Genomic DNA, 24,277 nt, shown 5'->3' on the forward strand with positions numbered 1-24,277 from the left:
TTGCAGGATCGCCTAGCTCTTTTTATCCAGACGAGGACTTAAGCCATGACCAGCTCCAAGCTGATCCCTTCCCGCGTACTCTGCGTTGACGGCGACCTGGCCGGTGAGTCCAGCACGGCCAGCCGGCGCATCCGGGCCATCGTTGGCGCGCTGCGCGAGCATGGCGTCGAGGTGATCGAGTCGCTGTCTTATGAAGATGGCCTGGCCAATCTGATCTCGGATACGTCCATCCACTGCTTGCTGCTGGATTGGTCCTTGGGCGCCAATGACGCCGCCAGCCATGCAGCCGCCACTGAGCTGTTGCGGAATCTGCGCAAGCGCAATGCGAGTCTGCCGGTGTTCCTGCTCGCCGACCGCAAGGCATCAAGCGGGCCGATGACGGTCGAGGTGGCCAGCTTGGCGGATGAGTTCATCTGGACGTTGGAGGATAGCCCGGCCTTCATCGCGCGCCGCGTTGAAGCGGCGCTGGATCGTTACTTCGACGGGCTGCTGCCGCCCTTTGCCCGCGCGCTGGTCAACTACAACCGTGATGCCGAGTATTCCTGGGCGGCGCCCGGTCACCAGGGCGGCGTGGCCTTCACCAAGTCGCCGATCGGGCGGCTGTTCCATGACGCCTACGGCGAGACGCTGTTCCGCACCGACATGGGCATCGAGCGCGGCGCCCTGGGTTCGCTGCTCTCGCACAGCGGCCCGATCGGTGAGAGCGAGCAATACGCGGCGCGCGTGTTCGGCAGCGATCGCAGCTACTCGGTGCTGAACGGCACCTCGGCCTCCAACCGCACCATCATGTCGGCCTGCATCGGCGAGCAGCAGATCGCGCTGTGCGACCGCAACTGCCACAAGTCGATCGAGCAGGGCCTGGCTATCACCGGCGGCATCCCGGTGTTTTTGCAAGCCGGGCGCAACCGCTATGGCGTGATCGGCCCTATCCACCCCGATCAGATGACGCCCGCCGCGATTGCGGCCAAGATCGCCGCCAACCCGCTGGCGGCGCAGGCCGAGTCACAGCGCGCCGTCTACAGCGTGGTGACCAACTGCACCTATGACGGCATGTGCTACGACGCCAAGAGCGCGGAAAGCCTGCTGGGCCAGAGTGTCGACCGCATCCATTTCGATGAAGCCTGGTATGGCTATGCCCGCTTCAACCCCATGTACCGTGACCGTTATGCGATGCGCGGCGCGGCCAGTAGCCATGCGGACGATGGCCCGAGCGTCTACGCGACGCACTCGACCCACAAGCTCTTGGCGGCGCTGTCGCAGACCTCCTTCATCCATGTGCGCGACGGGCGCGGTGCGATTGATCATGGTCGCTTCAACGAAGCCTATGGCGCGCAGGCCTCGACCTCGCCGCTGTACGCGTTGATCGCCAGCAATGAGGTGGCGGCCGCGATGATGGCCGGCCCTTCCGGCGAGGCGCTGACGCAGGACGTGATCGATGAGGCGATCGCCTGCCGCCAGGCCGTGGCCCAGGTGCAGCGCGAGTTGGCAGCCAAGGGCGAGTGGTTCTTCACGCCCTGGAACGCGCCTGAGGTCACCGACCCCGCCACGGGTGTGCGTTATGCATTCGCCGATGCACCGGCCGAGTTGCTGGCCCATGAGCCCACTTGCTGGGTGCTTCATCCGGGCGAGAGTTGGCATGGCTTTGACGCGCTGCCTGACGGCTGGTGCCTGCTCGACCCGATCAAGTTCGCCGTGGTGGCGCCGGGCATGCAGGATGACGGTCAGCTGTCCGAGCGTGGCATTCCTTGCGACCTGGTGACGGCCTATCTGGGCCAACACGGCATCGTGCCTTCGCGTACCACCTCGCACATGGTGTTGTTCTTGTTTTCGATGGGCGTGACCAAGGGCAAATGGGGCACTTTGATCAACACCTTGCTCGACTTCAAGCGCGACTACGACGCCAATGTGCCGCTGGCGGACGCCTTGCCGCGCGTGCTTGCCGCTGCGCCGGCACGTTATGCCGGCATGGGGCTGAAGGATCTGGGCGATGCGATGTGGGCCGAGCTACGCGCTGGCCGCATGGGGCATTGGGAAGCCGAAGCTTATGCGCAGCTGCCCAAGCCGGTTTGCACGCCGCGCGTCGCCTTTCAGGCTTTGATGGCCGGCGAGGTGGAGTTGCTGCCCTTGGACGAGATGGCCAACCGCGTCGTCACCGTCGGCGTGATTCCTTACCCGCCCGGCATCCCTATCGTGATGTCGGGCGAGAACATAGGCCCAGCCGATGGGGCCTGGATCAGTTATCTGCGCGTGCTGCAGCATTGGGCCGAGGCCTTCCCCGGGTTCGCCAAGGAGGTCGAGGGCACGATAGAGAAGGACGGCGTCTACAGCGTCTATTGCCTGAAACAGTAGGCCAGGCAGTGATCCTTGCAACAGTCCGAGAAGGGCTGATTTAGGTCAAAACGCGTGGCCGGCAAAGCAGTATCGTTTTGCCAAGGGCTGCAGTCTCAAGCGAAGTTGTCGCCCGAGTTCTTGTCGAAAAACAAGGGGCAATGATGAAGCGGATATCAACGACTTTGCTGACCGGCCATGCTTTGATGGCCTTGGTGGCAGGCAACGCTGCGGCGGCCAGCAGCTGGACCATCACCGATCTGGGCTCGGCCTACAACGTGCAAACCATGGCCTTGAACGATCAAGGCGCGGTCATCCTGGGTAACCGCATCCTGAGCCCCGTGGCCGGCGGCGGCTACTCGGTCACAGAACTGTTCAATGCGCAGGGCAATGCCAATAACTTCGGCCTCTACGGCATCAACAACAGCAACACCGTGATCGGGGTTGATCGCAATGGGGGCTCGGCGCAGGCCTTTGCATGGCAGGGCGGCGTCAGGACCAATTTGCCGCAGCTGGCCAATTGGGCCAACTACAGCTATTCCGAAGTGCGGCAAATCAATGCCAAGGGCCAGATCATCGGCAATACCGGTGATGGGGCTGCGATCTGGTCACCCGATGGCAGCGGCGGCTATGCCATCACGGAACTGGACAAGTGGAGCACGGGCAGCGCCATCAATGACGCCGGCATGGGCTTGATGAGCAATGTGAATTCGCCGACGGCCAATTTTCAAACCGGCTATTCAAACGGGCTCGGTCCCACCACCTTCATCCCCGCGCGGGCTGGCTACAGGCCTGCGGGAGCGGCGATCAACAACTCGAACACGGTGGCCGGCGCGGCTTTTTATGAAGCAGCGGGCTATAGCTGGAACCAGACTTATGTGTGGCAGGGCAGCACAGTGACGCAATTGCCTGTCAGTGCGACGGCGGCCAATTGGCAGATGAATGTGGGCGAGGTCGGCGGCATCAATGAGGCCAATATCATCGTCGGCACAGGCTCCTTTGGCCCCTACGACGGTCGCGCCATGATGTGGACACCAGGCGCCTTGGGCTGGAGCGAGATCGACTTGAACACCGTGGCCTACACGGGTGCGAGTTTTGGCAAACTGACCCAGGCCAGAGACATCAACGAGAGCGGCCAGATCCTTGGGGCTGGAGATTATTTTGACAGTGCCAGCGGCCAGTGGAGCCAACATGTCTTCCTGCTCACCCCGGTGCCTGAGCTGGCAAGTTCTTCCATGCTGCTGGCGGGCTTGCTGGGCCTGTTTGGCCTGCTGCGGCGCCGCTTGGCGACGCCGTCGCTCCGCTAGCGCCTGAGCTTGAAGACGGCTACCGCTTGCACCAACTGGCCCGCTTGCCCGCGCAAGCTCTCGGCGGCGGCGGCGGACTGCTCCACCAAGGCCGCATTTTGCTGCGTGGCTTGATCCATTTTGGTGATGGCCGCGCCGACTTGCGCGACGCCGCTGCTTTGCTGAGCACTGGCGGCGCTGATCTCGGCCACGATATCGGCCACACGCTTGATCGCACCGACGATTTCATCCATGGTCTGGCCGGCCTGCCCGACCAGATTGCTGCCGGCCTCAACGCGCTCGACGCTGTCGACAATCAAGGTTTTGATTTCACGCGCGGCTTCCGCGCTGCGCTGCGCCAGGCTGCGCACTTCGGACGCCACCACGGCGAAACCGCGCCCCTGCTCGCCGGCTCTCGCGGCCTCGACGGCCGCATTGAGCGCCAGGATATTGGTCTGGAAGGCAATGCCATCAATGACGCTGATGATGTCCGAAATCTTCCTTGAAGACTCGTTGATGCCGCGCATCGTCTCCACCACTTGCCCAACCACTTGCCCGCCTTGCTCGGCCACCATCGAGGCGTTCAAGGAGAGTTGATTCGCTTGGCGGGCGTTATCGGCGTTATGCCTGACGGTATTGCCCAGCTCATCCATGGTGGCGGCGGTTTGCTGCAAAGCCGAGGCTTGCGCCTCGGTGCGGGCGGACAGGTCTTGATTGCCCTGCGCGATCTCGGCACTGGCGGTCGCCACGCTCTCGGCATTGCTGCGCACATTGCCCACCACATCAATCAAGGAATCCTGCATGCCGCTCAGCGCGCTGAGCAAGGGCGAGAACTCGTCTTGGCTTTGGTCCCGGATTGGAACGGTCAGGTCGCCATCGCGCACGCGCTCAGCCACATCTTGCGACGCTTGCACCCGTTGACGTAGCGCTTTGGCGATCAGCACGGACAGGAATAGCAGCCCAAGCAAGCAGACCCCGACAATACCCAGCAGCAGCTTCAAGGTGGTGCCAATCTCCGACCGCACACCGTCAATGTCCGTGGTGAGCGAGTCTTGCTGGAACTTGACGGTCTCGTCCAGCACGGCCAACACTTCATTGCGAGCGGGAATTGTCTTGTCCACCAGATAGGCGAAGGCCTCTTCTTTCTTGCCGTCTTGAACCAATGCAATATTGCCCTCGGCCACTTGCCAGAAGCGGCCCAGCAGCGGCGGCAACTGGGCAAAGCGGCGCTTGCCCTCTGTAGTGAATAGCAGGTTCTCGTACGCGGCAGACATCTCTGTCACCAACTTGCGTTTGCTGCCAATGTCCTCGATCGAGGCGTTTCGTTCCGCATCGTTGCGGGCCAGCATGGCGTGGCGCAGCTGCAGAGATATTCGGGTGATATTGAGCTCCATCGCCGCAATGCGCGTCAGCTGCGGCACGCGACCTTTTTCGGTCGCCTCCGCCGTGGCTGCCACGGCATTGAGCTTGACATAGGCGGTGGCGGCCACAGCAAGCAGCGCGAGCGAAAGTGCAAACGACACCAGGTAGAGCCGCTGGGCAATACCTTTGGTGTTAAAAAAACTCATGGGGCAGACCCTTCACTTTGACAACCGGCCGTGTCAGGGCGTCGCCGAGAGCTTGTGCGCTTGGGCAACGCAGCCACTGGTCATGCTGCTGCGGAAGCGGCATTGATACTTTGACAAGTATCAATGTATTGTCGGCTCGGGCAGCTCCAAGCTTGAATGCATCAGCGTTGTTGTGAATTGCTGCACAGTTTCAATCAATAAAAAAACCCGCAGGGCTTGCGCACTGCGGGTTGGCGGTTGAAAGCTTGGCGTCAGATCAAGCGAGGGCCTTCCACTGCGCCATCAGCCCGTCCCACTTGGCGCGCGCTGCATGCACATGGCGCTCCTTGACATGGCCGTAACCGCGAATCTCCTCGGGAATGCGGGCAATCTCGGTGGCCAGGCTCAGACGCGCAGGCGTCAAGCCCTTGGCCAGGATCGCTTCGATGCTGGCGCGGTACTCGTCAATCAAGGCGCGTTCCATCTTGCGCTCGGCCGTGTAGCCGAAGATGTCAAATGTGCCGCCGCGCAGGCCCTTGAACTTGGCCAGCAAGCCAAAGGCGGGCCGAATCCAGCCGCCCATCTGCTGCTTGATCAAGTCGCCCTTGGCGTTCTTTTTGGCCAATAGCGGCGGCGCCAGGTGATGCACCAGCTTGTAGTCGCCTTCGAACTGGCTGGCCACTTGATCCAGGAACTTCTGGTCGGTGTGCAGGCGCGCGACTTCGTACTCGTCCTTGTAGGCCATCAGCTTGAATAGATAACGGGCCACCGCTTCGGTCAGTTTGTGGGTCGGGCCGCCCAGCTTGTCTTCGGCTGCGCGCACCTTGTCGACGAAGGCTTTGTAGCTCTCTGCATAGGCCGGGTCTTGGTAGTCAACCAGGAAGTCGATGCGCTTGGAGAACATCTCGTCCAGGCCGGGGCGCTTGACGATATTGATGACTTGGCGCGCCTCGAACAGGGCTCGCACGGCAGCCAGATCCTGCGCGCAGCGACGGCCCCATTCAAACGCGATCTTGTTGTTCTCGATCTGCACATTGTTCAGCTCGATCGCCCGCATCAGCGCCGCATAGCTCAAAGGCACGCGGCCTTGCTGCCAGGCATAGCCCAGCATCAGCGGGTTGGTGTAGAGCGAGTCGCCGACCAGCTTGACGGCCACTTCCTCGGCGTCAAACATGCCAACACCCGCTTGGCCAACGGCCGAGGCAACCGCGCTCTCACAAGCAGCCGCTGGGAATGACCAGTTCGCGTCATTGACCAGCGCGGCGGTCGGCGAGCCATGGGTGTTGAGCGCCACAAAGGTGCGGCCCTCGCGCATCACCGCCAGCGTGGTCTTGTTGGCGGCGACGATGGAGTCGCAGGCGATGACCAGATCGGCCTCGGCCGTGCCAACCTTGGTGCAGTGGATCGCGTCTTCGCTATTGGCAATCTGGATATGGCTCCAGGTGCTGCCGCCCTTTTGCGCCAATCCTGCGGCGTCTTGCGTGATCACGCCCTTGCCTTCCAGGTGGGCGGCCATGCCCAGCAGCTGGCCGATGGTGATGACGCCGGTGCCGCCGACGCCGGCGACGACGATGCCCCAGGCTTTTTCGGGGTTAGGGATCAAAGGCAGGGGCAGGGTGCCCAAAGCCGCGTCGAAGGGGCTCAGGCGCTTGTCCTTCTTGGGTTTCTTGAGCTGGCCGCCTTCGACGGTGACGAAGCTCGGGCAGAAGCCCTTGACGCAGGAATAGTCCTTGTTGCAGCTGTTCTGGTTGATCTGGCGCTTGCGCCCAAACTCGGTGTCCAAGGGCTCTATGCTCAAGCAGTTGGATTGAATGCTGCAATCACCGCAACCTTCGCAGACCAAGTCGTTGATAACGACGCGCTTGGCCGGGTCTGTTAACTTGCCCCGCTTGCGGCGGCGGCGCTTTTCGGTCGCGCAGGTCTGGTCATAGATGATGGCCGAGGTGCCGACGATCTCGCGGAACTCGCGCTGGATGGTGTCCAGCTCATCGCGGTGATGCGCGGTCACGCCGGGCAGCAGCGCCACGCCGTCGTACTTCTGCGGCTCATCCGTCACGATGCAAAGTTTGGCCACGCCTTCCGAGATCACGCTTTGCATGATTTGCAGGACGCTGTGGCCTTCCGCGCGCTCGCCCACTTGCTGGCCGCCGGTCATCGCGACCGCATCGTTGTAGAGGATTTTGTAGGTGATGTTGACGCCGGCGGCGATCGATTGGCGGATCGCCAGGATGCCGCTGTGGAAGTAGGTACCGTCGCCAAGATTGGAGAAGATGTGCTTCTCGTCGGTGAAGGCCGACTGCCCCACCCATGGCACGCCTTCGCCGCCCATCTGCGTGAAGGTGGCGGTGCTGCGGCCGGGCATCCAGGTGACCATATAGTGGCAGCCGATGCCGCCCACTGCGCGCGAACCTTCGGGCACGCGGGTGGAGGTGTTGTGCGGGCAGCCGCTGCAGAACCACGGCGTGCGGTCGGCACCGGCGGCGGTTTTTTCCTCGGCCTTGAGCGCATTCTCTTTGGCATCGATGATGGCAACGCGGGCGTCCAAACGTGCCATCACATCGGCGTCGACGCCGAGCTTCTTTAAACGTTTGGCGATTGCGCGGGCAATGATGGCCGGCGTCAGATCGGCCTGTGGGCGCAAGAGCCAGTTCTTGCTCGGGCTGGCCATGCCCCATTCGCCGCCCAGGGCACCCGAATCGGCGTCGTCATCGAATTTGCCCAGCACATGCGGGCGCACATCGGGGCGCCAGTTGTAGAGCTGTTCCTTGATTTGATACTCGATGACCTGGCGCTTTTCTTCCACCACGAGGATTTCTTGCAGGCCGTCGGCAAAGTCGCGCGTGATCGTCGCTTCTAGCGGCCAAACCACATTGACCTTGTGAACGCGGATGCCGAGGCGGCGGCAGGTGTCGTCGTCCAGACCCAGGTCATGCAGCGCCTGGCGGGTGTCGTTATAAGCCTTGCCGGAGGCGATCAGACCGAAGCGATCCTGCTGGGTCGAGATCACGTTGTAGTTGAGCTTATTGGCGCGCACATAGGCCAGGGCGGCGTACCACTTGTGGTCCATCATGCGCGCTTCTTGCTCCAGCGGCGCGTCGGGCCAGCGGATATGCAGGCCGCCGGCCGGCATCGGGAAGTCCTCCGGCATGATGATCTTGACGCGGTCCGGGTCGACGCTGACCGAGGCACCCGACTCGACAATCTCTTGAATCGTCTTCATGCCCGACCACAGGCCCGAGAAGCGACTCATCGCGAATGCGTGCACGCCCATGTCCAGGATGCCCTGCACGCTGCTCGGGAAGAAGACCGGGAAGCCGGCCGCCTTGAACACGTGGTCGCTCTGGTGCGCGGCGGTGGAACTCTTGGCGATATGGTCATCGGCAGCGATCGCGATCACGCCGCCATGCTTGGAGGTGCCGGCCATATTGGCGTGTTTGAAGACGTCGATGCTGCGGTCCACACCCGGGCCCTTGCCGTACCAGATGCCGAACACACCGTCGAACTTGGCTTTCTCGGGGAAGAGGTCGAGTTGCTGCGAGCCCCACACCGCAGTGGCGCCGAGTTCCTCGTTGACGCCGGGTTGGAACACGATGTGCTGTTTGGCCAGATGCTTTTTGGCCGATTGCAGCGCCTGGTCATAACCACCCAGTGGCGAGCCGCGGTAGCCGGATATGAAACCGGCGGTGTTGAGGCCGGCCATTGCGTCGCGCGTGCGCTGAAGCATCGGCAGGCGCACGAGGGCCTGCACCCCGCTCATGAACGCGCGACCCGAGTCGAGCGCGTATTTGTCGTCCAGCGTGACTTTTTCTAGCGCGCGCAGGATGTGATCGGGCAAGGGTGCATTCATGGTGGTGTCGCTTGTCTCTTGGTTTGGGGCAGGGCTGGCGCAGGTCGCTTGTGGCGACTTCGCCCCCTTTGGGTATGGGCAGTATTACCGGGTAGGGCAGTGTAGGGAAAGCGCGGCGTTTGGTGCTTGCTTTTTGCTGTTGCAATTTTGATTCAAGAGCAATAATCATGCTGCAAACGTCAAAAGGAGTACAGATTGGCATCTCGAAAGCCAGAAACAGGGCATGGCCGGGCGAAAGCCTTGGCCAAAACAGCGCTGAACATTGCGCCGGCGCCGGCTGGCAGCCCAACGCTGGATGGCGAAGGCGCCGGTGGCGACACCCTGGATCGTTTCCACATTGCCATCCTGGCCGAGCTGCAACGCGATGCTCGCTTGTCGAATGCTGAGCTGTCGGCGCGCATCGGCCTGTCCACCGCCCCGACCTGGCGGCGTGTGCGCTGGCTGGAAGAGCAGGGCTTCATCACCGGCTACCGCGCCGAGATCGACCGCCGCAAGATCGGCCTGGGCGTGCTGGCCTTTGTGCGCCTGGACGCCGACCGCAACACCGGCGCCTCGACCAAGCCGCTGGAAGATGCGATCCGGCAATTGCCCGAAGTGATCTCCTGCCACTACATCTCGGGCGCCGGCACTTTTGAGCTGCAGGTCCTGGCGACCGACCTCGATGCCTTCAGCCGCTTCACCATCGACACCTTGTTGAACCTGCCTAACGTCAAGGATGTACATACCAGCTTTTCGCTTGGCGAGGTCAAGGCCAGTGGCGGTGTGCCGCTGGCGCATTTGGGTGGTGGCTGAAACCGTAGCTGTGTAGTGGCTCTTAAAGGAATACAAATGTTTGTGACCACACTGGGGGCCAAGGATTTGGAAAGGCGCAGTCTTGCGTGGCTGAAGCGGGCTTCCCGCTTGGCAGGCGGCGCCTTGATCTTGTCCTTGTTCTTGATCCTGGGGCCTCTGCATTTGTTGGAGCCCCTGAATTTGCTGCCCCATTTCGCGCTCATCACCAGCGCTGCCGTTTTGCTGCTGCGCGCCTACACGGTGCCCGCCAAGCAGTGGTGGAAAAAGCTGATCAAGGTTCTCGTGGTTCTGCTGATCGCGCTGAGCTTGGCCGCACTTTCGTTTGGAATCTTGATGACCACTTCTTTGCAGCTGAGCGCGAAGACCACTCAAGACATAGATTGCGGCCCGTCGCTGGAGTGCCGTGTGTACAGCCGGGGGAATTTTGGGAACTACTGGCAGGACCTCGTCCAGCGTCAGCGCTACCTCGGCTTCATTTATGTGGAAACTCCCTTGACACAGTTCGATCGGGAAGTCGTCAAGACCATGCGCTTCGATGCGCAGGCGCAAGGTCTGATTCTTGAGGTGGAGGAGTATGGCCAGGCGCCGCGCACGGTAAAAATTGCTTTGCCCAAGTGATGGCGTTGCAAGGGCAAGTGTGGGAATGCAAGATGACTCGGTGCCTTGACCCAGCCACTGGAAGGTGCCATCAGGCAGTCGCCGGGGTGATCTCAGGCGGTGCATGCCGCTGGGGCACCTGATCGCCTGGCCTCGAATGGGCTGAATCACCGCCCCTGTGTGATGGTCGCCCGGCCTGTTCCACGAGTGGGTCGGCCGCCCTCAGTTAAGCTGGGTATTTTCCCGAAGCCCTTTCGCGGAACCCCTGTTGCTTGAACCGAGAGAAGGCCATGCACGCCGTCAATTTGAAGCTCACACTTGCCAGCGTCACAGAGCCATGGCGGCCAAGCACGGTCGCTCATTTCAATGGCAACGAGGTGATGGTCGCCAAGGGCCGCGGCAGCTACCCCTGGCACAAACATGAAGAGTCGGATGACCTCTTCCTTGTCTTGCAAGGCCGTTTGATGCTGGAGTTACGTGATCGCCAAATTCATCTGGCGGCCGGCGAAATGTTCGTCGTGCCCAAGGGCGTCGAGCACCGGCCGGTGGTGGCCGAGGGCGAAGAAGCTCACTTCATGCTGATCGAGCCGCCCGGCACGGCCAAGAGCGGCACCACGCTGGTCGAGTGATCCGGCTTTCGCCCGCATCACCCCAAAGCGGCGGCCCGTTCAAGTGCCTGCCGCTACCATCAGCGGCACTCAATCAGGAGCCAGCATGAGTCAGGGCGCACGCCTTCCTTTCAAGCATTTCTTGCTCGCCTTGGCCGTGGTAGCGATTTGGGGCAGTAACTTCGTCGTCATACGGCTGGGGCTGAACGCCTTGCCGCCGCTGCTGTTCGCAACTCTGAGATTCAGCTTCGCGGTATTGCCGGCGATCTTCTTCCTCAAGAAGCCCGATCTGCCTTGGCGCAATCTGGCCAGCTATGGGCTCTTGATCGGCGTTGGCCAATTCGGCCTGCTGTTCCTGGCCATGCGCAGCAATATCTCGCCGGGCCTGGCGTCCTTGGTGATACAGACGCAAGTCTTTTTTACCTTGATGCTGTCGATGCGGCTGAACAAGGAAGGTGTGCAAGGTTATCAATGGCTAGCCTTGCTGCTCGCCGCCAGCGGCATCGCCTTGATCGCGAGTCACACCGACGGCAGCGCCACGCCCTTGGGGCTGCTCATGATCCTCGCCGCCGCCTTCAGTTGGGCCTGCGCCAATATGGTCGGCAAGCAGGCCGGTCGGGTCAATATGCTGGCCTATATGGTCTGGACGAGCGTCTTCGCCGTGCCGCCCTTGCTGGCGCTGTCCTTGATCGTTGAGGGGCCAACGGCCATGGCGGCAGGCCTGGCCCGGGCTGATGCGACGACCTGGGCCGCCGTGCTCTGGCAGGCCGTCGGCAACACCTTGTTCGGCTATGCAGCCTGGGGCTGGCTGCTGGCCCGCCATGCGCCGGCCACCGTCGTGCCGATGGCCTTGCTGGTGCCGGTGTTTGGCATGAGCACGGCGGCGCTGGTGCTGGGCGAGAGCCTACCGGCCTGGAAGCTGATCGCAGCGGGCCTGGTGTTGAGTGGCCTGGCGCTCAACCTGCTGTGGCCGCTGCGGCCGTGGCGGGTTCGCGCCTGACATTGATCTAGAGCAGGCGGGGCTCAATAGCTGGGATTTGGCAGGCGGAGTGGAGATTAGGATGGGGCGATGAACGCCTCATACCCACTCGCCCTGCTCAAACAGCCGCCTCGCTATCTGTTCTTCACCGGCAAGGGCGGCGTGGGCAAGACTTCGTGCTCGACGGCGGTGGCGCTGGCTTTGGCGGACAGGGGGCTGCGGGTGCTGCTGGTCAGTACCGACACGGCCTCAAATTTGGACGAGATGCTGGGCGTGCCGCTGCGCAACCACCCGGTCGCGGTTCCCGGCGCGCCAGGGCTGTCGGTCTTGAATATCGACCCGAATCAAGCCGCCGAAGATTACCGCCTGCGGGTCTTGGATCAGTTGGCTGCTGAAGTTAGCGAAGCCGAGCGCAGCACGGTGCGCGAACAGTTGTCGGGCGCCTGCACGACCGAGATTGCCGCTTTTGACGAGTTCGCGACGCTGCTGGCCGAGCCACCGGCGGATTTTGATCACATCATTTTTGACACCGCGCCAACCGGTCATACGCTGCGCTTGTTGAGCCTGCCCAAGGCTTGGAGCGGATTCCTCGCCGACAACGACCGAGGTGCTTCCTGCCTAGGCCCGCATTCGGGCCTGAAGATGCAAGAGCAGCGCTTTCAAGCGGCCTTGGCCGCCCTGACCGACCCGGCCTTGACCGAGGTGGTGCTGGTGACGCGGGCCGAGGTGGCCGCCTTGGCCGAAGCCGGCCGCACCTCGGCGGAGCTGCGCGAGTTGGGCTTGAACCGCCAGCGCTTGCTGGTCAATGGCGTGTTCAAGGCCAGCGACCGCGCTGACACGGTTGCGCTGGCTTTGGAGGCGCAAGCTGAAGCCGCGCTCGCAGCGATGCCGCCCGCCTTGCTGGATTTACCGCGTGACCAGGTGCCGCTGCGCTCTTTTGACACCGTGGGTTTGCCGGCCTTGCGAGGCTTGTTGAGTGAATCGCCCGCTGGCCATGCGACTTCGGCCGCGTTGTCGCTACCCGCTCAACTCGACGCCGCTAGCCTGGGCGCGCTCTGCGATGACTTGGCTGCTGCGGGCCATGGCCTGATCATGGTGATGGGCAAGGGCGGCGTAGGCAAGACCACGATTGCGGCGGCACTGGCGATCGGCCTGGTGCAACGCGGCCATGCGGTTCATCTGACGACCACCGATCCGGCCGCCCATGTGCTGCCGACCGTACACGGCGATTTGGCCGGGCTGCGCGTCGACTGCATAGACCCCAAGCGCGAAACCGAGCTGTACATCGCCAAGATCATGGCGGCTCGTGGGCGCACGCTTGACGATGCTGGGCGCGCGCTCTTGCTGGAGGACTTGCAATCACCTTGCACCGAGGAGGTCGCGGTGTTCCATGCCTTCTCGCGCGTGGTCAGCGAAGCGCGCAGCGCCTTTGTGGTGATGGACACCGCGCCGACCGGCCACTCGCTGCTGCTGATGGACGCCACCGGCGCCTACCATCGGCAAATGATGCGTGAGTTCGAGGGGCGCAATTCGGCGGGCCGGGTACTGACTCCTTTGATGCGCCTGCAAGACCCGCAACACACCCGCATCATCATTGCGACGCTGGCCGAGCAAACACCAGTCTCGCAGGCGGTGGCGCTGCAAGACGATCTCAAACGCGCCGGCATCACGCCGTTTGCCTGGGTCATCAATCGCAGCCTGCTGGCCGCTGGTGCGCGTGACCCTTTGCTAACGGCGCGGCTGATTGGTGAGCAGCGCCAGGTGCAACGCATCCGCGCCGGCCTGGCCGAGCGGCTCTATGTCTTGCCTTGGTCGGCCACACCGCCGGTGGGCGTGGCGGCCTTGGCGGGTTTGACGGCCTCGTGAATCGCCGCACCTGGTGAGTGCAAGCAAACGGCTTCAGTTCGCATGCTCGTGCGTATGCGTATGCACCGTTTGAGCTTGCAGGCCGCTGCTCAAGGCATGGGCCAGCGCGAGCAAGGTATCAAAGCGCTTGCGAGCCTCGGAACGCTTCTTCGAGGCGATCGCAGTCAGGTCGGGCGGGCTCAGCGGCTCGCAGCTCAATTGATAGTCGCCGTCCGTGCGTTGTCGCGCCCCCATTTCTTCCCACAGGCTGTTGTAGTCGGCAAAAATCTTGCCCTTGCGCGCAGCGCTTCGATGGGCGAGGTTGGCGTTGCCAACCAGCAAGAGCTGGCGACAACCATAGCCATGACCTAAATGTGCCAGCAATCGCAGCATCAGGCATTTGGGACGCAGGCCATGGAAATCTTGAGTGGCTTGGCGGATGTGTTGGAGGCCGTCTTCGCCCTGCGGCCCTTGCATGCAGCCTATGCCCAGCGCCAGCTGGGTGCTCTCGCGGAAGAAAGAAAACGCCGCCGAGTAGATCAGCGTCTCGCCTTGCACCAGGCGCAGCACCAGTTCGCCTTCACGTTCGAGTGGCGCGATCGCCGACAACTCAATGCCGTAGCTCGCGCCGCTTTTGCCCTCGACTTGGGCCAGTAGCACTGCTTGCTGCGCGGCGCGCACGACCAAGGGGGCTAGGCCTTGACTGAAGATGAAGTGGTAATGCGCCTGCAGCAAAGCCAGCCTTTGGCTGCAGTTCAGGGTGTTGCTCAGGTAGGGGCGGTAGATCTTCAAGACCAGGCTCGGCTTGTGCTTGACCAGCTCGCTGAACGGTGAGTGGGCATTCAGCAACTGCAACCAGGCGGAAGTGGCCGGCCGGTTGGCGAAAGCTCGCCAGCCGATCTTGATGCTTTCACGTAAACGGGGCAGGCCTTGCCTTCCGCTCAGGCCCGAATTGAGGGTGATGGTTTGCGACAAAGTGGGGTCTTCAGCGGGGCGGTGGACGGCCGCGGATGGAGCAGCTGGTGCGATCGGGGGTCAATGGCGCGCGGGCCAGACTTCTTATGGGTCTGTGGCCGCAAGGTAATGAATTGTAAATCTTTGTGTTTTGGTAAAACTGCCTTGACACCTCCCTCTGATGGGGGTGTCGGGCGGCAAATCGTCACGATTCAAGGCATGTTTCGCGTCAGCTCCAGCACCAGCTGGGCCATGCGGCCCATGCTGAAGAGCGACCCGGGCCAAGCTCAGTTCCGGCGCGCCCCCATCCCGGCTAACGCCGCTGGGCTGCGACCCACTGTTCTCGCGTCACGAGCTAAAGCCCGAGACGCTTGCAATCCACCGCAAGAGGCCCGTTCGAGGCCACCGTCATGGCTTCCGGCACCGTGGCCTCAACTGCTTTAGCCATCGCGCCGACGTAGACGGTGTCGCTTCAGACCTAGCGATAGGCGTACAGGCCCGCTCACGCAGGTGAGTGCTCCAGCAAGCTGATGTCTTGCTTCAGGCCTTCGTCTGAAAACCAGTACCAGTCAGCGCGGACGGTGAAACGGCGAGACGCCTTGAGCTTGAGGGCCGCTCGCCGTTTTTGCAGCCCGTTTCAGCCGCGCCGGCGATGAATCGCGCCAGCGCCGATCGCCAGCAGGCCCAGGCCCATCAAGGCCCAGCTGCTTGGTTCAGGCACTGCCGTGATGTTGTAGGTGATGTCCTGCTCGAAGGTCCATTGGCCCGCAAACGGTCCGGTCGGCGAAGAATTGACGGTCCAGCGCACTTGATGATTGCCTGCGGACAGTCCCTCCATCGCGATCAGATAGCCATCTGAAATGGCCGGGAAGATGCCGGCGGGCCAGCCGCCCAGATTGTCTGCGCCGACATGCAAAGGGAACAAGTCGGTTGATTGGCGGAATTGGCCCAGCGACGAATAGCCGGCTGGCAGCAAGGCAGGCGCACCGTCGACGGTGAGCGACATGCTGTTGATCGTGCCCAATACATGGCCGGCAATGAAGCGAAGGTCAGCTTCGGTCTCGTTGGCATCGGGCCAGCCGGTGACGACCTGAAGATTCAGCAACAGGGTCTGGTCGGGGCGCACCGTCACGTTGCGAACCACCGGGGTCGGGGTGAAGGATCCGGGCAGAAAGAAGAATCCTCCTTGGTCGCCAAGCTGTGTGTTGGCGCCAGGCCCATCGAGGAGGGGGTTGGTGGCGGCGGGAATCGAGACCCACCATTGACTGAACTGGGCCAACCTGAAACGCTGGTCGTAGCCGGCAACGAGGGCGTCGGGGGCGATCAGCTGCTGCGCCAGCGAGGGGCCGGCCGCGATGGCAAGCAGGGCGGCCGCAGCCAGCGGGAGCAGTTGGCGCCTGACGCCGCTAGCTGCGTGGCCATGTTGTGTTGCTACGTTTGACATGTCGTACATCCTTTGAATTGAGGTTCGAAGATAGTTCTCAGCCTGTGCCGCAAAGCTCACGCGCGCCTGCGATGAATCGCGCCGGCCCCGATGGCCAGCAGGCCCAGGCCCATCAAGGCCCAGGTGCCAGGCTCGGGCACGGCGTTGATGTTGTAGGTGACGTCGTACGAGGTCGGGGGGCCGCCGGCGTAGGGGCCGGTGGAGACAAAGGTCGAGGTGAAGTGCAGCTGATGTTGGCCGGCCGACAAGCCTTCCAAGGCAAAGGTGTAGCCCAAGGTGACGGCTGGAAAGGTGCCCGTTGGGTAGCCCCACATGCTTTCAATAATGCCGCCGGGCGGCAAGCTCAGTGGGAACAGCGGGCTCGCCTGCAGGAAGGGGTCCAGTGAATTGATGCCATTGGGCAACAGAGCCGGCGCACCATCGACCGTGACCGTTAGATTGCTTACATCGCCCAGCGCATAGGCCGCGTGCGTGCGCATATCGGCCTCGGTGTAAACCTGGGCGTCCGCCCAGTAAATGATGGTGACCGGGCTGAACACCAAGGTCTGGTCGGTTCGCACCGTCACATTGCGTACAACGGGATCTTGGGAAAACGTCGAGGCGAGAAAGAAGTAGCTGCCCTGGTCGCCCTGCGCGGTATGGGCGCCGGTCATGTCGAGTATGGGGTTGGTCGCCGGTAGGATGGAGAATTCCCATTGCGCCATTTGGGCCGATAAGAAGCTCTGGCTGTAGCCGCCGACCATGGTGTCGGGTGCAATCAGTTGCTGCGCCCGCAAAGGCACGGCCGCGATGGCAAGGATGGTGGCTGCTGCGAGTGGGGCCAATTGCCGCGCGATGGCGGCGGTGGCGTGGCGGGTGAGTGGTTTTGACATGGCGCATCTCCCAAGGATTGACAAAGGAAGGCAGGCGGCTTGCCTGCCAAGTGCACGGCGTCGGTTTGCCGTGCGGCCAATGTCCTACTTGCTGGGGTCGGCGTCCTTAAGGCGCCTGAAACAGGCCTGAAAAGTTCTGAAACTGCACGGGCAAGGCAGTAGTTAGGGGGCAGCGTCTCTATCATCGCCAGCAAGCGGTCTTGCGACGAGCAACTTGCAACTTGCAACTTGCAAAAAAGGCGGCCGAGCATTGAGGAGTCAGCGATGGTGATGACCCAGACTTACCCGGACGCCGGGCTATCGAGCAATGCAGTTGTCCCGCCGTCTGGCGCCGGCGCGCGGCGCTGGAAATGGATATTGCTCGGCCTTTGCCTGTGCTGCGCCGGCATGCGGCTGTGGGCAATGGCTTATCTGGAGCGCTCGGTCGTGCCTGCGGCGGCGGGCGGCATGGGCGTGGTCATGAAGGGCCCCTTGAGTGGCCCCCATTGGATGACGACGGTGGTGAGCATGGAGCCCGAAGCCGACCTTGCCCGCCAGGGCGTCAAGGCGGGTGATCGCCTGACCTTTGACCAGATAGGCGACCGTTGGCGCATCAAGGGCGTGGATGAGTTGATCCCCGTCACGATCGAGTCCAACGGTGAATGGCGCCAGCTATGGGTCCGCACCGAGCCTCAACCAGATCGCGTTGACGCCGTGGGAGTCATGCGCGAGTTCAGCGGCTTGGTCGAGAGCTGGCTGGCCTTGACGATTGCGGCGGTGCTGAGTTGGCGGCGTTCGGACAGTCGGGCCATGCGTGCCTTGGCGATCGCCTTGGCGCTCTACAGCATTGCCGACGTGGGCATGCGTTTGCCGGCAGGCACGGTGCAGGCTTTCATGATGTTCTACGGCTCCTTTGTGAATACCTTGCTCATCGCGGCAAGCTATCTGTACTTCGCCATCGCCTATCCGGATGAGCAAAGCCGGTTCTCGCGAACCGGGGTCCGGCGCGGCTTCGCCCTGCTGGTTTGCCTAGGTTTGGCGGTCAATGTGTTCGAGCTGGTCTTTCATTTTCGGCTCACGCCATTCGAGCCACCGTATTGGAAACTGGTCTTCGAGCGACTGGGCGGCAGCTTTGTCTATTTGGTCGACATCGCGACCTTGGTGTTTTTGTGGCTGGCTTGGCGGCGCGCCAGCGGTGTGGCGAGGTACCGCGCCGCTTGGATAGGCGTTTGCGTCGCTGTCATGGTGAGTGGCTCGATTGTTTTCGTCATCATGGGCAACTTGCCGGGGCGCACGTTGCAGCGCGAGTTGGTCATGGATTTCATTCAAATTGCATTGGCGATGCTGTCTATGCTGGGCTTGGCGTACGCCGTGCTGCGCCACCGCGTGTTCGGTTTTGGCTTCGCGCTCAACCGTGCCTTGGTCTGGGGCTTGGTGCTGGCGGTTCTGGTGGCCGGTGTGGCTACGCTGCGCATGATTGGGAGCCGCTGGCCGCTGCTGGCCGACCCGCGCATTGCGGCCGGCGTGACTGTGCCGCTGGCGCTGGTGTTCTCCAGCACGGTGCCGCGCTTGCGAGTCTGGGCCGATGACATCGTGCAGCGGCTTTTCTATCGCAACTGGCGCAGCAAGGAAGAAGCGCTGTGGACGGCGGCGACGGCGGCGGTCGGCCTGCAAGGGCAGGACGTGCTGTTAAGCCATTACTTGCGCGCCATCAAGCGATTTGCAGGCGGGGCCGAGGTGTCGGTTTTCCGCGTGCAGACAGCGGCGCGGACTCCGGCTTGCGCTCGCTTGGCCGCCACCGCAGCCACGGCGCCCGAGCTTTTGAGTATGGAGGCAGCCGATTTGCGCAGCATCCAAGCGCACCGCCTGCCGGCTGCCTTGTCGGCGCTGGTCGGTGTGGACGGTTTGGCGGTGCCGATCAAACACCGCGATCAATTGACCGGTTTCTTGCTGCTGCACACCCGGCCCGAAGGCGCACCCTATCGCCCCGACGAGGTGCGTGCGTTGGCCCGCGCCACCGACATGATGCAAGAGGATTTGCAGGCCGACGCCGGGCGCACCCAGGCGCAGCTGCTGGAGCAAAAACTCGCTGCCGAGTTGCAAGCGCGAGAGGCCGCGCAGTCGGCCAATGCGGCCAAGAGCGCTTTTCTGGCCACCGTCAGCCACGAGATCCGCACGCCTATGAATGGCGTGATCGGCATGAGCGGGCTGCTGCTCAATTCGCAGCTGACCGAGGAGCAGCGCGACAACGCGCAAACCATCCGCGACTCGGCCGAGGCGCTGCTGAGCATCATCAATGACGTGCTCGATTTCTCCAAGATCGAGGCCGGCCGGATGGAGCTGGAGGACCAGCCCTTTGAGCTGCGCGAATGCGTGCGCCTGGCGCTCGATCTGGTGAGCGTGCGCGCCAGCCAAAAAGGCTTGCGCCTGAGCTGCCATTTCGAGGCCAATGTGCCCGAGGCGGTGCAGGGCGACGCCGCCCATCTGCGCCAGATCCTGCTCAATCTGCTCAGCAATGCGCTCAAGTTCACCGACAAGGGTGAAGTCGTATTGAGTGTGTCGGCGCCCAGCGAGGGGCGGCTGGCGTTTGAGGTGCGCGACACCGGCATCGGCCTCAGCGCCGAGGGCAGCGCGCGCTTGTTCCAGCGTTTCAGCCAGGCCGACAGCAGCATCAACAGCCGCTATGGCGGCAGCGGCCTGGGCCTGGCCATCAGCAAACAATTGGCCGAACTGATGGGCGGCAGCATGGCTGTGGACAGCGCCGGGCCGGGGCAGGGCAGCCGCTTCTACTTTGACATCCAGGCGCGTGCGGTGGCACTGGCGCCGCGACCCCAGCGGGTGGTGCCAGCGCCAACCGAGTTGGACCCCAATATGGCCGCGCGCCATCCGCTGCGCATCCTCTTGGCCGAGGACAACGGCGTCAACCAAAAGCTCGGCCTGCGCCTGCTGGAACAGATGGGCTACCGAGCCGACCTGGCCAGCAATGGGCGCGAGGCGGTGCAGAGTGTCGAGCGCCAGACTTACGATCTGGTGCTGATGGATGTGCGCATGCCCGAGATGGACGGGCTGCAGGCTAGCCGCGCCATCACGGGGCGCTGGCCGCCGGGCCAGCGCCCGCGCATCGTCGCGATGACGGCCAACGCCCTCAACGGCGACCGGCCACAATGCCTGGCGGCGGGCATGGATGAGCACTTGAGCAAGCCCTTGCGCGTCGAGGCCTTGATCGTCGAGCTGAGCGCCACTGCCCGTAGAGTTGATGCGTAATGTCGAGACAAACACCATGAACCAGCCCTTGCTAGAACCGCTTGTCTTCGAAGCCCTGCAGGCCAATGCGGGCGCTGACTTTGTGCTGCAACTGCTGGAGGCCTTCGCCGAGGAGGCGCCGCTGCTGGCGCAGCAGCTGCGCGAGGCGGCGGCGGGCGGTGACAGCACTCAATTCGAGACCATTGCGCACAGCTTGAAGAGCAATGGCGTTACCTTTGGTGCGGCGCGCTTGGCCGAACTGGCCGGCCGGCTGGAATGCCATGGCCTGGCGGCGGGCGGCGCGGCCATCAGCGCTGCGCTCGATGAGTTGACGGCCGAGATCGCGGCCGCCTTGCTGGCTCTGCAAGCGGCGGCGCGGCTATGAGCGGCAGCCCCGTTACCAAACTCGTGTTCGGCCATGTCGAGCTGCGCTTGGGCGAACGCCGCGTGCTGGTCGATGGCCAAACCGTTGCCCTGGGCAGCCGTAGCTTTGATCTGCTCAAGGCCCTGGTTAACAAGCGCGAGCGCGTTGTCAGCAAGGAAGAATTGCTCGATGAGGTGTGGCCGGGCTTGGTCGTCGAGGAGAACAATCTGCAAGTGCAGATTTCGGGTCTGCGCCGCGTGCTGGGCGCCGCGGCGATTGCGACCGTGCCGGGCCTGGGCTACCAATTTACGCTGCCTTTGGGTCCGGCCGAAACTGCCGAAACAGCAGAAGCGACCGACAAAAGGCAACCGGCTCAACAAGCGCAACAAAAAACGCTGGCTTTGGCGGGCAGTCTGTCAGCGCGCGTGCTGGTGGCCGATGACAACCGGGTCAACCGGCTGCTGCTGTGCCGCTCGCTGGAGCTGATGGGGCATCAGGTCAGCGCGGCTGCGAATGGCCGGGCAGCACTTGAGATGCTCAGGCAGCAGCCGTTTGATTTGCTGCTGCTCGATCTGGCGATGCCCGAGCTGGATGGCTTTGGCTTGCTGCAAGAGCGGGCCGGCGACGCCGCGCTGTGCGAGGTGGCGGTGATCGTGACCAGCGCCTTGGGCGGCGTGGCGCCAGTGGCGCGCTGCATCGAGCTGGGGGTGGAAGACTTTCTGCACAAGCCGGTTGATCCCTGGTTGCTCAAGGCGCGCGTGGATGCCAGCTTGAACGCCAAGCTGCTGCGTGATCAGCAGCGCGACGCGTTGCGCCGCTTGATGCCGGCCGGCCCCAGCGCGGCCCGCTGCTTGCCCGATGTGACCGTCTTGGTCGCCGGCCTGCATGGGCTGGCCGCGCTGGACCTGTCGCCCGATCAGATGCAAGAGCTGCTGAGCGACTGGTGCACCTTGATGTTTGATGCCATCGATGGGCGTGGCGGCGAGCTCGCGCAGTTCAGTGGCGATGGCTTGTTGGCCTTGTTCAGCGAGCCGCAGGCGGCTGTGCAAGCAGCGCAGGAGATGGGCGATCTGATGCGCGTGTTCAATGAAGAGCGGCTGATCGCGGAATTGGCGACGGTCAACTTGGGCTGCGGCTTGGCGCGCGGCCAGGTCTTGGCCTGCTCGGCCGCCACCAGCAGCCGCGCGGCCTATGCCTGCATAGGCGCGCCGGTTGCTCAGGCGCAGCGCTTGGCGGCGGCGTGCTCGCTAGGAACGGCGGCGGGAGAGGCCGTATTTCTGATGGATGCCGCCACGCGGGCCGGGCTGAGCGCCGAGTTCGAGATCATTGCCGTAGCGCAGAGCGGGGCGGAAGCTGCTTACTCCCTGCTCTAGGTCGCCGCTGAAAGCGGCAATTTATGGGCGAAAATTCTCGGCTTGCTGCCCTCGCGTTGGCGCTTATGCTGCACGCATGAAGATGCATCCCTTTCGCTTCGGTGTCGGCTTGGCTTTGGCGCTCACCGCAGTCGCCGCCGGTGCGGCTGATTTACCAACATCTGTCGGCCCACGTCAAAACCTCTGGGTCGAAGTCCGCTGGGTGGACAGTGCGGTCAGCGGCGCAGCAATGGCGGCGATACGCGATGGCTCGGTCGTGGTCGGCACGGCGGGCTCGGTGTCCTCGCGAGGCAGTGTCGGCTTCAACACGCAGCGGCGTGACGAGCAGCAGGTGCAGCGCTTGTTGGTGCTCAACGGCGATCAGGCTTCGGTGCAATTGACAGAAACGACGCCCGTGCAGTGGCTGGACTTTGGCGTGCAGTTTGATGCCGCTGCGGGTGGGGCAGGTGGGGCTGGCGGGGCGACCCCCCTGCCAGCGGCCGGAGGAGCCAATTCGAATGTCAACCGGGGCTGGGCCGTGCCAAGGCAGGGCGTCACCGAGCAGACCCAAGGCTTCACTGTCACGCCGCATTGGCCGGGTGGACAACAGCCGGTGCGGGTGGAGCTCAGGGCGCAGGGCAGCAGCGGCTCCGGTAACTTGCTGCAAGGCCAATCTCAGGCTCAAACACAGGCGCAAGTCCTCAGCACCGTCTCGGTGGGCCTAGGCCAATGGCTGACCGTGGCTCGCAGCGGCGCGGCCACGCAGCGCCAGGAGCGCGGCGTGATCAGCAGCCGCAGCGCCGAGACGCAGAGGACGCGGGAGTTGCAGTTGCGCGTCGATCTGGCTCCCTGAAATGGGGTCAGGTTCATTTATTGGCTAGTTTCAGTTGCCGACGGTGATGCCGCTATGCTCAGGCACCGGTCGCGCGGGTCGCGAAGTCAAATGTAGGACTGCTTCATGACCCTCTGCCCCATCGCCATCGCCGTAGGCTGCCGCAAATGCCCGATCTTCAAGGTCTGCCCGGTCAAGGGCTTGATCGGCGATATGCCTGACTCGGCGGCGCCACCCGAGAAACCCAAGGCTGCGGCAAAAAAGACCAGCAGCGCCGCGAAAAAACCTCGCTGAACTCGGCGCGCCTGCGGGCTGCTACCAGGGCAGTTGCTCGCCCGTGTAGCTGAGGAACTGCCCGCTGTCCGCTGGCTTCAGCCCATCCAGCACTGCCAACAACTCGCCCGCCGCAACTGCGGCTGGCCGGCCGATTTCGGCACCGCGAAACGGCGCCGACAAGGCCGAGCTGACCGTGCCCGGATGCAAGGCGACGAGCACCGTCTGCGGCTGGCTGCGGCGCAGCTCGATGGCGGCCGTCTTGATCAGCATATTCAGCGCCGCCTTGGATGCGCGGTAGCTGTACCAGCCGCCCAGGCGGTTGTCTTCGATGCTGCCGACTTTGGCAGACAGCAGGGCCATCACGCCGCGTTGGCGGTCCAGCAAGGGGCTGAAATGGCGCAGCAGCAGGGCGGGGCCGAAGGTGTTGACGGCGAAGGTGCTCAGCATCTGCGCGTAGCTGAGCTGGCTCAATTGCTTCTCGGGCATGAAGTCCGGGCCGTGCAAGATGCCGGCGGCGTTGATGATCAGCTGAAACGGCCCGGCCTGAGCCAAGTCGGCGGCGGCCGCTGCGATGCTGGCTTCTTCTGCAAAGTCAATCGCCGGTGCGGCGTCTCGCCCCAAACCGAGTGCGAGCCCGCAGCGTGGGTCGGCCTGCAAGGCTTGCACAAAAGCGGCTCCAATCGCGCCGCTGGCCCCCACCACCAGCGCCCGGTAGCCCTCGGGCATGGAAGTGAGCGCGCTCACTGCCAACCTTGGCGCCACAGGGCCGGGTCTTGCAAGTCGCGCCAAGCGATGCGCTGGCTGCGCTTGGAGATCACCGCCTCCAACTCGACAGCTTCGACCGCCAAGGTCGTTTTCTTGGGGCCCGCACTCTCTTCAATTGGAGCGTTGAAGACCTGGGTTACCAAGAAATGCTTTTCCTTGGCCAGCGGCCGCATGGCTGTCCATTTGCTGAGCAGCAGTTTTTTCGGGTGTATCAAGTTCATGGCGCTGAGCCTAGCCTAAACCGCTTAAGCGTGGCTGCGCATATGGCATTGCCTGGGCAAACGCCAGGTGATCGGCCGGCCAGCCATTCACAGGCAGAGATGCGCGGCAGAATCCGCGCTTCGAGTTCATTGCATTGGGGCTTTGT

19 protein-coding genes are annotated in these 24,277 nt (G+C 63.2%); 12 read left to right on the plus strand and 7 right to left on the minus strand.

Annotation, left to right across the window (positions count from 1 at the left end):
* Positions 1 to 45: 45 nt before the first annotated feature.
* The gene (locus tag LNV09_RS18145; protein ID WP_263558481.1) at positions 46 to 2,349 is read left to right on the plus strand and encodes an Orn/Lys/Arg family decarboxylase; all 2,304 of its coding nucleotides are present in this window, start codon (positions 46 to 48) and stop codon (positions 2,347 to 2,349) included.
* 143 nt (positions 2,350 to 2,492) lie between these two features.
* On the plus strand, positions 2,493 to 3,635 hold the full coding sequence (locus tag LNV09_RS18150) for a hypothetical protein (RefSeq protein ID WP_263558482.1): 1,143 nt from the start codon (positions 2,493 to 2,495) through the stop codon (positions 3,633 to 3,635).
* Here the strand turns inward: LNV09_RS18150 and LNV09_RS18155 are convergent.
* On the minus strand, positions 3,632 to 5,182 hold the full coding sequence (locus LNV09_RS18155) for a methyl-accepting chemotaxis protein (RefSeq protein WP_263558483.1): 1,551 nt from the start codon (positions 5,180 to 5,182) through the stop codon (positions 3,632 to 3,634). The two genes, LNV09_RS18150 and LNV09_RS18155, sit on opposite strands and share 4 nt — an antisense overlap.
* Before the next feature lie 256 nt (positions 5,183 to 5,438).
* Positions 5,439 to 9,008 carry an indolepyruvate ferredoxin oxidoreductase family protein gene (locus LNV09_RS18160; protein ID WP_263558484.1) on the minus strand — a complete coding sequence of 1,190 codons (3,570 nt, stop codon included), beginning with the start codon at positions 9,006 to 9,008 and terminating at the stop codon, positions 5,439 to 5,441.
* 255 nt (positions 9,009 to 9,263) lie between these two features.
* On the opposite strand from LNV09_RS18160, the gene LNV09_RS18165 reads away from it, so the two are divergent.
* The 5 genes from LNV09_RS18165 to arsA all read left to right on the plus strand — a co-directional run bounded on the left by LNV09_RS18165 (position 9,264) and on the right by arsA (position 13,850).
* On the plus strand, positions 9,264 to 9,800 hold the full coding sequence (locus LNV09_RS18165; RefSeq protein ID WP_411969322.1) for an Lrp/AsnC family transcriptional regulator: 537 nt from the start codon (positions 9,264 to 9,266) through the stop codon (positions 9,798 to 9,800).
* Positions 9,801 to 9,980: 180 nt separating this feature from the next.
* A complete protein-coding gene (locus LNV09_RS18170) occupies positions 9,981 to 10,418 on the plus strand; it encodes a hypothetical protein (protein ID WP_263558485.1) in 438 nt (145 codons plus the stop codon).
* 269 nt (positions 10,419 to 10,687) lie between these two features.
* Positions 10,688 to 11,026, plus strand: a complete 339-nt coding sequence (locus LNV09_RS18175) for a cupin domain-containing protein (protein WP_263558486.1) — start codon at positions 10,688 to 10,690, stop codon at positions 11,024 to 11,026.
* Positions 11,027 to 11,111: 85 nt separating this feature from the next.
* Positions 11,112 to 12,005 (plus strand): EamA family transporter, encoded by an 894-nt coding sequence (locus LNV09_RS18180; protein WP_263558487.1) that lies wholly within the window; start codon positions 11,112 to 11,114, stop codon positions 12,003 to 12,005.
* A 69-nt stretch (positions 12,006 to 12,074) separates the two neighbouring features.
* On the plus strand, positions 12,075 to 13,850 hold the full coding sequence (arsA, locus tag LNV09_RS18185) for an arsenical pump-driving ATPase (protein WP_263558488.1): 1,776 nt from the start codon (positions 12,075 to 12,077) through the stop codon (positions 13,848 to 13,850).
* Positions 13,851 to 13,883: 33 nt separating this feature from the next.
* Here the strand turns inward: arsA and LNV09_RS18190 are convergent, their stop codons facing one another.
* The 3 genes from LNV09_RS18190 to LNV09_RS18200 all read right to left on the minus strand — a co-directional run bounded on the left by LNV09_RS18190 (position 13,884) and on the right by LNV09_RS18200 (position 17,099).
* The gene (locus LNV09_RS18190; RefSeq protein ID WP_263558489.1) at positions 13,884 to 14,804 is read right to left on the minus strand and encodes a DUF535 family protein; all 921 of its coding nucleotides are present in this window, start codon (positions 14,802 to 14,804) and stop codon (positions 13,884 to 13,886) included.
* Positions 14,805 to 15,420: 616 nt separating this feature from the next.
* Positions 15,421 to 16,227 (minus strand): PEP-CTERM sorting domain-containing protein, encoded by an 807-nt coding sequence (locus LNV09_RS18195; RefSeq protein ID WP_263558490.1) that lies wholly within the window; start codon positions 16,225 to 16,227, stop codon positions 15,421 to 15,423.
* A 56-nt stretch (positions 16,228 to 16,283) separates the two neighbouring features.
* On the minus strand, positions 16,284 to 17,099 hold the full coding sequence (locus LNV09_RS18200) for a PEP-CTERM sorting domain-containing protein (protein ID WP_263558491.1): 816 nt from the start codon (positions 17,097 to 17,099) through the stop codon (positions 16,284 to 16,286).
* 264 nt (positions 17,100 to 17,363) lie between these two features.
* On the opposite strand from LNV09_RS18200, the gene LNV09_RS18205 reads away from it, so the two are divergent.
* The 5 genes from LNV09_RS18205 (at position 17,364) to LNV09_RS18225 (ending at position 23,163) form a co-directional block, all read left to right on the plus strand.
* Complete coding sequence (locus LNV09_RS18205; protein ID WP_263558492.1) at positions 17,364 to 20,342, plus strand: ATP-binding protein; 2,979 nt, start codon at positions 17,364 to 17,366, stop codon at positions 20,340 to 20,342.
* A gap of 16 nt (positions 20,343 to 20,358) precedes the next feature.
* Positions 20,359 to 20,706 carry an Hpt domain-containing protein gene (locus tag LNV09_RS18210; protein WP_263558493.1) on the plus strand — a complete coding sequence of 116 codons (348 nt, stop codon included), beginning with the start codon at positions 20,359 to 20,361 and terminating at the stop codon, positions 20,704 to 20,706.
* Positions 20,703 to 22,058: a response regulator gene (locus LNV09_RS18215; RefSeq protein ID WP_263558494.1), complete on the plus strand. Its 1,356-nt coding sequence runs from the start codon at positions 20,703 to 20,705 to the stop codon at positions 22,056 to 22,058. Before LNV09_RS18210 ends, LNV09_RS18215 begins: the two co-directional genes overlap by 4 nt.
* A gap of 76 nt (positions 22,059 to 22,134) precedes the next feature.
* Positions 22,135 to 22,890 carry a hypothetical protein gene (locus tag LNV09_RS18220; RefSeq protein WP_263558495.1) on the plus strand — a complete coding sequence of 252 codons (756 nt, stop codon included), beginning with the start codon at positions 22,135 to 22,137 and terminating at the stop codon, positions 22,888 to 22,890.
* Positions 22,891 to 22,995: 105 nt separating this feature from the next.
* Positions 22,996 to 23,163 carry a hypothetical protein gene (locus LNV09_RS18225; RefSeq protein WP_263558496.1) on the plus strand — a complete coding sequence of 56 codons (168 nt, stop codon included), beginning with the start codon at positions 22,996 to 22,998 and terminating at the stop codon, positions 23,161 to 23,163.
* Positions 23,164 to 23,184: 21 nt separating this feature from the next.
* Here LNV09_RS18225 and LNV09_RS18230 read toward each other — a convergent pair whose 3' ends face one another.
* A complete protein-coding gene (locus LNV09_RS18230) occupies positions 23,185 to 23,871 on the minus strand; it encodes an SDR family NAD(P)-dependent oxidoreductase (RefSeq protein WP_263558632.1) in 687 nt (228 codons plus the stop codon).
* A gap of 14 nt (positions 23,872 to 23,885) precedes the next feature.
* The gene (locus LNV09_RS18235; protein WP_263558497.1) at positions 23,886 to 24,131 is read right to left on the minus strand and encodes a TIGR02450 family Trp-rich protein; all 246 of its coding nucleotides are present in this window, start codon (positions 24,129 to 24,131) and stop codon (positions 23,886 to 23,888) included.
* Positions 24,132 to 24,277: the final 146 nt, after the last annotated feature.

The sequence above is a fragment of the Paucibacter sp. B2R-40 genome (assembly GCF_025717555.1).
Lineage (GTDB): Bacteria > Pseudomonadota > Gammaproteobacteria > Burkholderiales > Burkholderiaceae_C > Paucibacter_A.